At 64.7% G+C, this 12377-nt stretch carries 12 protein-coding genes; all 12 read left to right on the top strand.

Annotated features, from left to right (window positions below; all coding sequences use genetic code 11):
- Positions 1 to 74: 74 nt before the first annotated feature.
- The 12 genes from HU763_RS22395 to phaC (HU763_RS22450) all read left to right on the top strand — a co-directional run bounded on the left by HU763_RS22395 (position 75) and on the right by phaC (HU763_RS22450) (position 12369).
- Positions 75 to 980: an energy transducer TonB gene (locus HU763_RS22395; protein WP_170033188.1), complete on the top strand. Its 906-nt coding sequence runs from the start codon at positions 75 to 77 to the stop codon at positions 978 to 980.
- Between the two features lie 175 nt (positions 981 to 1155).
- Entirely contained in the window at positions 1156 to 1725 is a 570-nt protein-coding gene (locus HU763_RS22400; protein ID WP_186684346.1) for a YqgE/AlgH family protein, read from the top strand.
- A complete protein-coding gene (ruvX, locus tag HU763_RS22405) occupies positions 1725 to 2162 on the top strand; it encodes a Holliday junction resolvase RuvX (RefSeq protein ID WP_186684345.1) in 438 nt (145 codons plus the stop codon). Before HU763_RS22400 ends, ruvX begins: the two co-directional genes overlap by 1 nt.
- 49 nt (positions 2163 to 2211) lie before the next feature.
- On the top strand, positions 2212 to 2730 hold the full coding sequence (pyrR, locus tag HU763_RS22410; RefSeq protein WP_186684344.1) for a bifunctional pyr operon transcriptional regulator/uracil phosphoribosyltransferase PyrR: 519 nt from the start codon (positions 2212 to 2214) through the stop codon (positions 2728 to 2730).
- A gap of 14 nt (positions 2731 to 2744) precedes the next feature.
- Positions 2745 to 3749 carry an aspartate carbamoyltransferase catalytic subunit gene (locus HU763_RS22415; RefSeq protein WP_186684343.1) on the top strand — a complete coding sequence of 335 codons (1005 nt, stop codon included), beginning with the start codon at positions 2745 to 2747 and terminating at the stop codon, positions 3747 to 3749.
- Positions 3746 to 5017 (top strand): dihydroorotase, encoded by a 1272-nt coding sequence (locus HU763_RS22420; RefSeq protein ID WP_186684342.1) that lies wholly within the window; start codon positions 3746 to 3748, stop codon positions 5015 to 5017. The genes HU763_RS22415 and HU763_RS22420 overlap by 4 nt, the downstream gene beginning before the upstream one ends.
- Before the next feature lie 195 nt (positions 5018 to 5212).
- Positions 5213 to 5743 carry an ATP-dependent protease subunit HslV gene (hslV, locus tag HU763_RS22425; protein WP_025340909.1) on the top strand — a complete coding sequence of 177 codons (531 nt, stop codon included), beginning with the start codon at positions 5213 to 5215 and terminating at the stop codon, positions 5741 to 5743.
- A 76-nt stretch (positions 5744 to 5819) separates the two neighbouring features.
- Complete coding sequence (gene hslU / locus HU763_RS22430; protein WP_015272084.1) at positions 5820 to 7163, top strand: ATP-dependent protease ATPase subunit HslU; 1344 nt, start codon at positions 5820 to 5822, stop codon at positions 7161 to 7163.
- 163 nt (positions 7164 to 7326) lie between these two features.
- Positions 7327 to 7704, top strand: coding sequence for a gamma-butyrobetaine hydroxylase family protein (locus HU763_RS22435; RefSeq protein ID WP_085621741.1), 378 nt, complete (start codon positions 7327 to 7329; stop codon positions 7702 to 7704).
- Positions 7705 to 7974: 270 nt separating this feature from the next.
- A complete protein-coding gene (gene phaC / locus HU763_RS22440) occupies positions 7975 to 9654 on the top strand; it encodes a class II poly(R)-hydroxyalkanoic acid synthase (RefSeq protein ID WP_186684341.1) in 1680 nt (559 codons plus the stop codon).
- Between the two features lie 60 nt (positions 9655 to 9714).
- Entirely contained in the window at positions 9715 to 10566 is an 852-nt protein-coding gene (phaZ, locus tag HU763_RS22445) for a poly(3-hydroxyalkanoate) depolymerase (protein ID WP_170033204.1), read from the top strand.
- A gap of 120 nt (positions 10567 to 10686) precedes the next feature.
- Positions 10687 to 12369, top strand: coding sequence for a class II poly(R)-hydroxyalkanoic acid synthase (gene phaC / locus HU763_RS22450; RefSeq protein ID WP_186684340.1), 1683 nt, complete (start codon positions 10687 to 10689; stop codon positions 12367 to 12369).
- The last annotated feature ends 8 nt before the right edge of the window (positions 12370 to 12377 follow it).

The following is a 12377-nucleotide window of genomic DNA, read 5'->3' on the forward strand; positions in this document are numbered from 1 at the left end:
ATGCGCGGAGTGGGGTATGATGCCGGTCCTTTTCGACTGAGCTGCTGCCCCGCCCTGCGGTTGCTGGATACCTGATGACGCTGCCTGCCGACATCCCCGCCGACCTGCTGCCACCGCGCGTTCGCCCGGTGGATCGGCTTGGCTTTACCCTGTTCCTGGCTGCCCTGGTGCACCTGGCGCTGATCCTTGGCGTGGGTTTCACCGTGGTCAAGCCGGCGGAAATCCGCCAGACCATGGACATCACCCTGGCCTCGTTCAAGAGCGAGAAGCGGCCGGAAAAGGCCGATTTCCAGGCCCAGGACAACCAGCAGGGTAGCGGCACCCTGGACAAGAAGGCGGTACCCACCACCACCGAGGTGGCGCCGTTCCAGGACAGCAAGATCAACAAGGTCACCCCGCCGCCTGCGGCCAAGCCCGAAGTGGCGCCCCCGCCGGTGCCGGAAAAATCCGCTGTGGCGACCAAGGCGCCGAAAGCGCAGAAGGTCGAGCCCAAGCCCAAGGAAAGCAAGCCGCAACCAAAACCTGCGGCCGCCACGCCGGAGTTCGACAGTTCGCAGCTGTCGAGCCAGATCGCCAGCCTCGAAGCCGAGCTGTCCAACGAACAGCAGATGTATGCCAAGCGCCCGCGCATCCATCGCCTGAATGCCGCATCGACCATGCGCGACAAGGGCGCCTGGTACAAGGAAGAGTGGCGCAAGAAGGTCGAGCGGGTGGGCAACCTCAACTACCCCGAGGAGGCGCGGCGGCAGCAGATCTACGGCAACCTGCGGATGATGGTGTCGATCAACCGCGATGGCTCATTGTACGAGGTGCTGGTGCTGGAGTCGTCCGGGCAGCCGGTGCTCGACCAGGCGGCCCAGCGCATCGTGCGGCTGGCGGCGCCGTTCGCGCCGTTTACTGGCGACCTGGCCGAGTTCGACCGGCTGGAAATCATCCGCACTTGGCGCTTTGCCCGCGGGGACCGTTTGTCCAGTAACTGAGCATTGTCGCTGGACACGGGAACGGGTTGGTACGGATATCGAGCGCCGCCCGCGCGGTGCATCGCGAGCAGGCGGCGTCAGGCCTGACAGACGCCAAGCCCCTAACGCCCGAACCAAAACGACGACACAAATCCGCACCTTGTCAGCCTCGCCACCTGGCGCCACACTATCCTCCATGAAAAACCTCACGCCGAGCTACCTCAAGCATCAGTTTCTGATCGCCATGCCGCACATGGCCGATCCGAACTTCGCCCAGACCCTCACGTACATCGTCGAGCACAACGCCCATGGCGCCATGGGGCTGGTGGTGAATCGGCCACAGGAACTCAACCTGGCCGACATCCTCGAACAGTTGCGCCCGGACGAAGCGCCGCCAGCCAGCACCCTGCAGGTGCCGATCTACCAAGGCGGCCCGGTGCAGACCGACCGTGGCTTCGTGCTGCATAGCAGCGAATGCAGCTACCAGGCCACCGTCGAACTCCAGGGCCTGTCACTGTCCACTTCGCAGGATGTGCTGTTCGCCATCGCCGAAGGCGTGGGGCCGCAGAAGAGCCTGATTACCCTGGGTTATGCCGGCTGGGAACCGGGCCAGCTGGAAGCCGAGCTTGCCGACAATGCCTGGCTCAACTGCCCGTTCGACCCGGAAATCATCTTCGGCCTGGCCAGCGACCTGCGCCTGGAAGCCGCAGCCGCCAGCCTGGGCATCAACCTGAACCTGCTGACCAGTCAGGCGGGCCACGCCTGATGGCCGAACTGCAGCCCGAACCACGCCTGCTGCTGGGTTTCGACTACGGCAGCAAACAGATCGGCGTAGCCGTCGGCCAGGTAGTCACCGGCCAGGCCCGCGAGCTGTGCACCTTGAAGGCACAGAATGGTGTGCCGGACTGGACCCAGGTAGAAAAGCTGATTGTCGAGTGGAAGCCTGATGCCATCGTTGTCGGCCTGCCGCTGAACATGGATGGCACCCCCAGCGAAATGAGCGCCCGCGCAGAAAAATTCGCCCGCCGCCTGAACGGCCGTTTCAACCTGCCGGTGCACACCCACGACGAGCGCCTGACCACCTTCGAGGCCAAAGGCGAGCGCATGGCCCGTGGCGGCCAGCGCGGCAGCTACCGTGACAACCCGGTCGATGCCATTGCTGCCGCACTGTTGCTGCAAGGCTGGCTGGAGGCCAACACCTGATCATCTTTGCCGCCGGGCCAGCCCGGCGCACCCTTCCAAGGAGCCCGCAATGAGCCTACCCAATCCCGCCGAGCTGATTCGGCAGATGGCTGTCGACCTTCGCGCCCACCTGGCCCGCCGGGCAATTGCCGAGCCACGCTATATCGGTATCCGCACGGGCGGCGTCTGGGTCGCCCAGGCCCTGCAGGAAGCCATGGGCGACAGCAGCCCCATGGGCACCCTGGACGTCTCGTTCTACCGCGACGACTTCAGCCAGAACGGCCTGCACCCCCAGGTGCGCCCGTCCGAACTGCCATTCGAGGTCGAGGGCCAGCACCTGGTGCTGGTGGATGATGTGCTGATGAGTGGCCGCACGGTCCGCGCCGCGCTCAATGAACTGTTCGACTATGGCCGCCCGGCCAGCGTCACCCTGGTCTGCCTGCTGGACCTGGATGCCGGAGAACTGCCTATTCGCCCGAATGTGCTCGGCGCCACCCTGTCGCTGGCGGCCCATGAACGGGTAAAATTGACCGGACCCGCACCGCTCGCCCTCGAGCGCCAGGACCTCGCCAACGCTTCCGCCCTTTAAGAGTCCCCCCCGCGATGACGCCAATCGACGCCAAGCGCCCGCTGCAGCTCAATGATCAGGGCCAGCTGCGCCACTTCCTCTCGCTCGACGGTTTGCCCCGCGAACTGCTCACCGAGATCCTCGACACCGCCGACTCCTTCCTCGAAGTTGGTGCCCGGGCCGTGAAGAAAGTCCCGTTGCTGCGCGGCAAGACCGTGTGCAACGTGTTCTTCGAGAACTCGACCCGTACCCGTACTACCTTCGAATTGGCAGCCCAGCGCCTGTCGGCCGACGTGATCAGCCTGAACGTGTCGACTTCCTCGACCAGCAAGGGCGAAACCCTGTTCGACACCCTGCGCAACCTCGAAGCCATGGCCGCCGACATGTTCGTGGTACGCCACTCGGACTCCGGCGCCGCGCACTTCATCGCCGAGCACGTGTGCCCCGAGGTTGCGGTGATCAACGGCGGTGACGGCCGCCATGCGCACCCGACCCAGGGCATGCTCGACATGCTCACCATCCGTCGCCACAAGGGCAGCTTCGAGAACCTGTCGGTGGCCATCGTCGGTGACATCCTGCACTCGCGCGTAGCCCGCTCCGACATGCTCGCACTCAAGGCGCTGGGCTGCCCGGACATTCGCGTGGTCGGCCCGAAAACCCTGATTCCCGTGGGTATCGAGCAGTACGGGGTGAAGGTCTACACCGACCTCGCCGAAGGCCTGAAGGACGTCGATGTGGTGATCATGCTGCGCCTGCAGCGTGAGCGCATGGCCGGCGGCCTGCTGCCCAGCGAAGGCGAGTTCTACCGCCTGTTCGGCCTGACCACCGCGCGCCTGGCCGGCGCCAAGCCCGATGCCATCGTCATGCACCCCGGCCCGATCAACCGCGGTGTGGAAATCGAGTCGGCGGTGGCCGATGGCAAGCATTCGGTGATCCTCAACCAGGTCACCTACGGTATCGCCGTGCGCATGGCCGTGCTGTCCATGGCCATGAGCGGGCAGAACGCGCAACGTCAATTCGAGCAGGAGAACGCCCAGTGACCGTCAGTATTCTCGGCGCCCGGGTCATCGACCCGAACAGTGGCTTCGACCAGGTCACCGACCTGCACCTCGACGGCGGTCGCATTGCCGCCATCGGCGCCGCCCCGGCCGGGTTCAACGCCAGCCGCACGATCCACGCCGCCGGCCTGGTCGCCGCGCCTGGCCTGGTAGACCTCGGCGTGTCGCTGCGCGAGCCGGGCTACAGCCGCAAAGGCAACATCGCCAGCGAAACCCGCGCTGCCGTGGCTGGCGGGGTCACCAGCCTGTGCTGCCCACCGCAGACCAGGCCGGTGCTGGACACTTCGGCGGTGGCCGAGCTGATCCTTGACCGCGCCCGCGAGGCCGCCAACAGCAAGGTCTACCCGATCGGCGCCCTGACCAAGGGCCTGGAAGGCGAGCAGCTGGCCGAGCTGGTGGCCCTGCGCGACACCGGCTGCGTGGCCTTCGGCAACGGCTTGAAGGAAATCCCCAACAACCGTACCCTGGCGCGCGCCCTGGAATACGCTGCCACCTTCGACCTGACCGTGGTGTTCCACTCCCAGGACCGCGACCTGGCCCAGGGCGGCCTGGCCCATGAAGGTGCCATGGCCAGCTTCCTCGGCCTGCCGGGCATCCCGGAAACCGCCGAGACCGTGGCCCTGGCACGCAACCTGCTGCTGGTGGAGCAGACTGGCGTACGTGCGCACTTCACCCAGATCACCAGCGCCCGAGGCGCGCGGCTGATCGAGCAGGCCCAGCAGCTAGGCCTGCCGGTGACCGCTGACGTAGCGTTGTACCAGCTGATCCTCACCGACGAATCGCTGCGTGAGTTCTCCAGTCTCTACCACGTGCAACCACCGCTGCGCACCGCTGCCGACCGTGACGGCCTGCGCGAGGCAGTGAAGTCGGGGGTGATCCAGGCGATTTCCAGCCATCACCAGCCACACGAGCGCGACGCCAAGCTGGCCCCGTTCGGTGCCACCGAGCCGGGCATCAGCAGCGTCGAACTGCTGCTGCCACTGGCCATGACCCTGGTGCAGGACGGCCTGCTCGACCTGCCAACCCTGCTGGCACGCCTGAGCAGCGGCCCAGCAGCGGCCCTGCGCCTGCCGGCCGGCGAGCTGAAGGCGGGCGGCGCCGCCGACCTGGTGCTGTTCGACCCGCAAGCTTCGACCGTGGCTGGCGAGCAGTGGTTCTCGCGAGGCGAGAACTGCCCGTTCATCGGCCACTGCCTGCCGGGTGCGGTGCGGTATACCTTGGTCGACGGGCATGTCTGCCACGAGGCCTGAGTAAAAGCCATTCGCGGGCACGCCCGCTCCCACAGCAGATCACTGTCCCCTGTGGGAGCGGGCATGCCCGCGAATGCCCTTGCACGGTGCCCCCTGCCAAGCGCGACCATTCATCCCCTACGGTTGAAATCTTTCCCCCCACCCCCATATGAGTCTGCATCAGGCACTTTCGCCCCGCTGCGTGGAGACTCTCCCTTGACCACCATCGTTTCTGTCCGCCGTAATGGCAAAGTCGTCATGGGCGGCGACGGCCAGGTATCCCTCGGCAACACCGTGATGAAAGGCAACGCCAAGAAGGTGCGCCGCCTGTACCACGGCCAGGTCATCGCGGGCTTCGCCGGCGCCACCGCCGATGCGTTCACCCTGTTCGAGCGCTTCGAAGGCCAGCTGGAAAAACACCAGGGTCACCTGGTCCGTGCTGCCGTCGAACTGGCCAAGGAATGGCGTACCGACCGCTCCCTGAGCCGCCTGGAAGCCATGCTGGCGGTAGCCAACAAGGATGCCTCGCTGATCATTACCGGCAACGGCGACGTGGTCGAACCCGAAGACGGCCTGATCGCCATGGGTTCCGGCGGTGCATACGCCCAGGCCGCTGCACGCGCCCTGCTGAACAAGACCGACCTTTCCGCCCGGGAAATCGCCGAGACCGCCCTGAACATCGCTGGCGACATCTGCGTCTTCACCAACCACAACCTGACCATCGAGGAGCAGGACCTGGCCGAGTGATTCAGCTGTTCTGGCGCCCCCGCCCGGTGCGGGGGCTTTTCCACGCTGACTCATCTGCCCAAGGACCCAACTGATCATGTCCATGACCCCCCGCGAGATCGTCCACGAACTCAACCGCCACATCATCGGCCAGGATGACGCCAAGCGCGCCGTGGCCATTGCCCTGCGCAACCGCTGGCGGCGCATGCAGCTCCCTGCCGAGCTGCGTGCCGAAGTAACGCCGAAGAACATCCTGATGATCGGCCCTACCGGCGTCGGCAAGACCGAAATCGCCCGCCGCCTGGCCAAGCTGGCCAATGCGCCGTTCCTCAAGGTCGAGGCCACCAAGTTCACCGAAGTGGGCTACGTCGGCCGCGACGTCGAGTCGATCATCCGCGACCTGGCCGATGCCGCGCTGAAAATGCTGCGTGAGCAAGAAATCATCCGCGTGCGCCACCGCGCCGAAGATGCCGCCGAAGATCGCATCCTCGATGCCCTGTTGCCACAGGCACGGGTCAGCAGCTTTGCCGAGGAAGCCGCGCAGACCAGCACCGATTCCAACACCCGCCAGCTGTTCCGCAAGCGCCTGCGCGAAGGCCAGCTGGACGACAAGGAAATCGAGATCGAAGTCGCCGATGCCGTGGGCGTCGAAATTGCCGCGCCGCCCGGCATGGAAGAAATGACCAACCAGTTGCAGAGCCTGTTCGCCAACATGGGCAAAGGCAAGCGCAAGGCCCGCAAGCTGAAGGTCAAGGAAGCGCTGAAGATGGTTCGCGACGAAGAAGCGAGCCGCCTGGTCAACGAGGAAGAACTCAAGGCCAAGGCCCTGGAAGCGGTCGAGCAGCACGGCATCGTGTTCATCGACGAAATCGACAAGGTTGCCAAGCGCGGCAACGTTGGCGGCGCCGACGTGTCCCGCGAAGGCGTGCAGCGTGACCTGCTGCCGCTGATCGAAGGCTGCACCGTCAATACCAAGCTGGGCATGGTCAAGACCGACCACATCCTGTTCATTGCCTCGGGTGCGTTCCACCTGAGCAAGCCGAGCGACCTGGTGCCGGAGCTGCAAGGCCGCCTGCCGATCCGCGTGGAACTCAAGGCCCTGACCCCGGAAGACTTCGAGCGTATCCTGCAGGAGCCGCACGCGTCGCTGACCGAACAGTACCAGGCCCTGCTGAAGACCGAAGGGCTGAACATCGAGTTCCTGGCGGACGGCATCAAGCGCCTGGCCGAAATCGCCTACCAAGTCAACGAGAAGACCGAGAACATCGGTGCCCGCCGCTTGCACACCTTGCTCGAGCGCCTGCTCGAAGAGGTGTCGTTCAGTGCCGGCGACCTGGCCAGCACCCATGACGAAGCGCCGATCCAGATCGACGCGGCCTATGTGAACAGCCACCTGGGTGAGCTGGCGCAGAACGAAGACCTGTCGCGTTACATCCTGTAAAAACGGCGTCGACTGCTTCGCGGGCACGCCCGCTCCCACAGGATCACCACAGACCCAAAGCATGTGATGATCCTGTGGGAGCGGGCGTACCCGCGAAGAGGCCCTTGAATCCCTCCATCATAAGCTGGAAGCTTGCTTCATCAGCTCCCGAGAGATTCTGCCCATGGCCCGCCTGCCCACCGCCATCAACCTGCACAAAGCCTCGAAAACCCTCAGCCTCACCTATGCCCCCGGCGAGGTCTACCATCTGCCCGCCGAATTCCTGCGCGTGCACTCCCCCTCCGCCGAGGTCCAGGGCCACGGCAACCCCATCCTGCAGTTCGGCAAGATCAACGTCGGCCTCAGCGGCCTGGAGCCTGCCGGCCAATATGCACTGAAACTGGTCTTCGACGACGGCCATGACAGCGGCCTGTTCACCTGGGAATACCTCGAACAGCTGTGCCTGCGCCAGGAACAACTGTGGGCCGAGTACCTCGATGAGCTGCACAAGGCCGGCAAATCCCGCGACCCCGCCGAGTCGGTGGTCAAACTGATGCTCTAGCGCAAGGGCCCCGGGGTTTAGAGCGCATTTTCTAGAATCATCTGTTTGAATGCCCTACAGACAGCCCAATGAAGGGCTGTCTTGCGCATTACATGAAAGTCGGGTAACCAATGGGGAGTGGCAAGTTCCCTGCATCACCTTGCAGGTAATCAGCACCCTCGCAGCACCGCTGTTCCTTATCACTGGTCACCCGAGTAGCAGTACCGGGCTCAGCACTGTGCACCCGTCACAGCAAACCGGTACTCGTCTCAGGACAACGGAGCGTCGTAGATGAGTAACAAGAACAACGATGAGCTGCAGCGGCAAGCCTCGGAAAACACCCTGGGGCTGAACCCGGTCATCGGTATTCGTCGCAAGGACCTGTTGAGTTCGGCACGTACCGTGCTGCGCCAGGCCGTGCGCCAACCGCTGCACAGCGCCAAGCATGTGGCCCACTTCGGCCTGGAGCTGAAGAATGTGCTGCTGGGCAAATCCAGCCTGGCCCCGGAAAGCGATGATCGTCGCTTCAACGACCCGGCCTGGAGCCACAATCCGCTCTACCGCCGCTACCTGCAGACCTACCTGGCCTGGCGCAAGGAGCTGCAGGACTGGATCGGTAGCAGCGACCTGTCGCCCCAGGACATCAGCCGCGGCCAGTTCGTCATCAACCTGATGACCGAGGCCATGGCGCCGACCAATACCCTGTCCAACCCCGCGGCGGTCAAGCGCTTCTTCGAAACCGGCGGCAAGAGCCTGCTGGACGGCCTGTCCAACCTGGCCAAGGACGTGGTCAACAACGGTGGCATGCCCAGCCAGGTGAACATGGATGCCTTCGAAGTGGGCAAGAACCTGGGCACCAGCGAAGGTGCCGTGGTGTACCGCAACGATGTGCTGGAGCTGATCCAGTACAGCCCGATCACCGAGCAGGTACACGCCCGCCCGCTGTTGGTGGTGCCGCCGCAGATCAACAAGTTCTATGTGTTCGACCTGAGCCCGGAAAAGAGCCTGGCGCGCTACTGCCTGCGCTCGCAGCAACAGACCTTCATCATCAGCTGGCGCAACCCGACCAAGGCCCAGCGCGAATGGGGCCTGTCGACCTACATCGATGCGCTCAAGGAAGCCGTCGACGCGGTGCTGGCGATTACCGGCAGCAAGGACCTGAACATGCTCGGCGCCTGTTCCGGCGGCATTACCTGCACCGCCCTGGTGGGCCACTATGCCGCCCTGGGCGAGAACAAGGTCAATGCCCTGACCTTGCTGGTAAGCGTGCTGGATACCACCGTGGATACCCAGGTGGCGCTGTTCGTCGACGAGCAGACCCTGGAGGCCGCCAAGCGCCACTCCTACCAGGCCGGCGTGCTCGAAGGCAGCGAGATGGCCAAGGTGTTCGCCTGGATGCGCCCCAACGACCTGATCTGGAACTACTGGGTCAACAACTACCTGCTTGGCAACGAGCCGCCGGTGTTCGACATCCTGTTCTGGAACAACGACACCACGCGCCTGCCGGCCGCCTTCCATGGCGACCTGATCGAAATGTTCAAGAGCAACCCGCTGACCCGCCCCAATGCCCTGGAAGTGTGTGGCACACCGATCGACCTGAAGCAGGTGCAATGCGACATCTTCAGCGTGGCCGGCACCGCTGACCACATCACTCCGTGGCAGTCGTGCTACCGCTCGGCGCACCTGTTCGGCGGCAAGATCGAATTCGTGTTGTCCAACAGCGGGCATATCCAGAGCATCCTCAACCCGCCGGGCAACCCCAAGGCGCGCTTCATGACCGGTGCCGACCGCCCGGGTGACCCGCTGGCCTGGCAGGAAAATGCCACCAAGCATGCCGACTCGTGGTGGCTGCACTGGCAAAGCTGGCTGGCCGAGCGCGCCGGTGAGCTGAAGAAGGCGCCGACGCGCCTGGGCAACCGGGCCTACGCCGCCGGCGAAGCCGCCCCGGGTACGTACGTTCACGAGCGTTGAGCTGCAGCGCCGTGGCCACCTGCGGGCGCCACGGTGTTCATTCACCCAAGAGTCATGCGCATGCCGCAACCCTATATCTTCAGGACTGTAGAGCTGGATAACCAGTCCATCCGTACCGCCGTCCGCCCGGGCAAGCCGCACCTGACGCCGTTGCTGATCTTCAACGGTATCGGCGCCAACCTGGAGCTGGTGTTCCCGTTCATCGAAGCACTGGACCCGGACCTGGAAGTCATCGCCTTCGATGTACCCGGGGTCGGCGGTTCGTCAACGCCTCGCCACCCGTACCGGTTCCCCGGGCTGGCCAAGCTCACGGCACGGATGCTGGATTACCTCGATTACGGCCAGGTCAACGTCATCGGCGTGTCCTGGGGCGGTGCCCTGGCCCAGCAGTTCGCCCACGACTACCCCGAACGCTGCAAGAAGCTGGTGCTCGCTGCTACCGCCGCCGGTGCCGTGATGGTGCCAGGCAAGCCCAAGGTGCTGTGGATGATGGCCAGCCCGCGCCGCTACGTACAACCGTCGCACGTTATCCGCATTGCGCCGCTGATCTATGGCGGTGGCTTCCGGCGCGATCCGGACCTGGCCATGCAGCATGCCGCCAAGGTGCGCTCCGGGGGCAAGATGGGTTACTACTGGCAACTGTTCGCCGGGCTTGGCTGGACCAGCATCCATTGGCTGCACAAGATCCAGCAGCCAACCCTGGTACTGGCCGGTGACGACGACCCGCTGATCCCGCTGATCAACATGCGCCTGTTGGCCTGGCGGATTCCCAATGCCCAGCTACACATTATCGACGACGGTCATCTGTTCCTGATCACCCGGGCCGAGGCCGTCGCCCCGATCATCATGAGTTTCCTTCAGCAAGAACGACAGCGCGCCGTCATGCACCCTCGCCCGGCTTCGGGCGGGTAGATCGATGCGGCCTTGTTCGCGGGCGCGCCCGCTCCCACAGGGACGGCGCTGAACCTGTGGGAGCGGGCATTGCCCGCGAAGGTCTCGACAGCGAAACGGCTCAGACGAGGGAGTGTTGCCATGAAAGACAAACCGGCCAAAGGAACGCCAACGCTTCCCGCCACCCGCATGAATGTGCAGAACGCCATCCTCGGCCTGCGCGGGCGTGACCTGTTGTCCACGTTGCGCAATGTCAGCCGCCATGGCCTGCGCCACCCGCTGCATACCGCCCACCATCTACTGGCCCTGGGCGGCCAACTGGGTCGCGTGCTGCTGGGGGACACGCCTTACCAGCCGAACCCGCGCGACCCACGCTTCAACGATCCTACTTGGAGCCAGAATCCGTTCTACCGCCGCGGCCTGCAGGCCTATCTGGCCTGGCAGAAGCAGACCCGCCTGTGGATCGAGGAAAGCTATCTGGACGACGATGACCGGGCGCGGGCGCACTTTCTGTTCAATCTGGTCAACGACGCCCTGGCACCAAGCAACTCGCTGCTCAACCCGCTGGCGGTGAAGGAACTGTTCAATACCGGCGGGCAGAGCCTGGTGCGCGGCGTGGCCCACCTGCTCGACGACCTGCGCCACAACGACGGCCTGCCCCGCCAGGTGGACGAGCGCGCCTTTGAAGTGGGCGGCAACCTGGCAGCTACACCTGGCGCAGTGGTGTTTCGCAACGACTTGCTGGAGCTGATCCAGTACAAGCCGATGAGCGAAAAACAACATGCACGCCCGCTGTTGGTGGTACCGCCGCAAATCAACAAGTTCTATATCTTCGACCTGGGCCCGACCAACAGCTTCGTGCAATACATGCTCAAGAGCGGCCTGCAGGTATTCATGGTCAGCTGGCGCAACCCCGAACCGCGCCACCGCGAATGGGGCTTGTCCAGTTACGTGCAAGCGCTGGAAGAGGCACTCAACGCCTGCCGCAGCATCAGCGGCAATCGCGACCCCAACCTGATGGGTGCCTGCGCCGGCGGCCTGACCATGGCCGCGCTGCAAGGCCACCTGCAGGCCAGGCACCAGCTGCGCCGGGTGCGCAGCGCCACCTACCTGGTAAGCCTGCTGGACAGCAAGTTCGAAAGCCCCGCCAGCCTGTTCGCCGACGAACAAACCATCGAGGCCGCCAAGCGCCGCTCTTACCAGCGTGGCGTGCTGGACGGCGCCGAGGTGGCACGGATATTCGCCTGGATGCGGCCCAATGACCTGATCTGGAATTACTGGGTCAACAACTACCTGCTCGGCAAGACGCCACCGGCGTTCGACATCCTCTACTGGAACGCTGACAGCACGCGCCTGCCCGCTGCGCTGCATGGCGACCTGCTGGACTTCTTCAAGCTCAACCCGCTGACCCATCCGGCCGGTCTGGAGGTGTGCGGTACGCCCATCGACCTGCACAAGGTCGACCTGGACAGTTTCACCGTCGCCGGCAGCAACGACCACATCACCCCGTGGGACGCGGTATACCGCTCGGCCTTGCTGCTGGGTGGCGACCGGCGTTTCGTGCTGGCCAACAGCGGGCATATCCAGAGCATCATCAACCCGCCTGGCAACCCCAAGGCCTATTACCTGGCGAACCCCAAGCTGCCCGGCGACCCGCGCGCCTGGTTCCACGACGCCAAGCGCAGCGAAGGCAGCTGGTGGCCGTTGTGGCTGGACTGGATCACCCCGCGCTCCGGCCCGCTCAAGGCACCGCGCAGCGAGCTGGGCAATGCCATATACCCACCGCTGGGGCCCGCACCGGGTACCTACGTGATGACCCGCTGAGCCTGCCG

The organism is Pseudomonas anuradhapurensis (assembly GCF_014269225.2).
Classification (GTDB): Bacteria; Pseudomonadota; Gammaproteobacteria; order Pseudomonadales; family Pseudomonadaceae; genus Aquipseudomonas; species Aquipseudomonas anuradhapurensis.

What these genes read in the sequence shown, in the direction of transcription:
- HU763_RS22435 (WP_085621741.1), top strand. Translation starts at nt 7,327, where the DNA reads ATGGCCCGCCTGCCCACCGCCATCAACCTGCACAAAGCCTCGAAAACC.
- HU763_RS22395 (WP_170033188.1), top strand. Translation starts at nt 75, where the DNA reads ATGACGCTGCCTGCCGACATCCCCGCCGACCTGCTGCCACCGCGCGTT.
- hslU (WP_015272084.1), top strand. Translation starts at nt 5,820, where the DNA reads ATGTCCATGACCCCCCGCGAGATCGTCCACGAACTCAACCGCCACATC.
- ruvX (WP_186684345.1), top strand. Translation starts at nt 1,725, where the DNA reads ATGGCCGAACTGCAGCCCGAACCACGCCTGCTGCTGGGTTTCGACTAC.
- phaZ (WP_170033204.1), top strand. Translation starts at nt 9,715, where the DNA reads ATGCCGCAACCCTATATCTTCAGGACTGTAGAGCTGGATAACCAGTCC.
- HU763_RS22415 (WP_186684343.1), top strand. Translation starts at nt 2,745, where the DNA reads ATGACGCCAATCGACGCCAAGCGCCCGCTGCAGCTCAATGATCAGGGC.
- phaC (WP_186684341.1), top strand. Translation starts at nt 7,975, where the DNA reads ATGAGTAACAAGAACAACGATGAGCTGCAGCGGCAAGCCTCGGAAAAC.
- phaC (WP_186684340.1), top strand. Translation starts at nt 10,687, where the DNA reads ATGAAAGACAAACCGGCCAAAGGAACGCCAACGCTTCCCGCCACCCGC.
- HU763_RS22400 (WP_186684346.1), top strand. Translation starts at nt 1,156, where the DNA reads ATGAAAAACCTCACGCCGAGCTACCTCAAGCATCAGTTTCTGATCGCC.
- pyrR (WP_186684344.1), top strand. Translation starts at nt 2,212, where the DNA reads ATGAGCCTACCCAATCCCGCCGAGCTGATTCGGCAGATGGCTGTCGAC.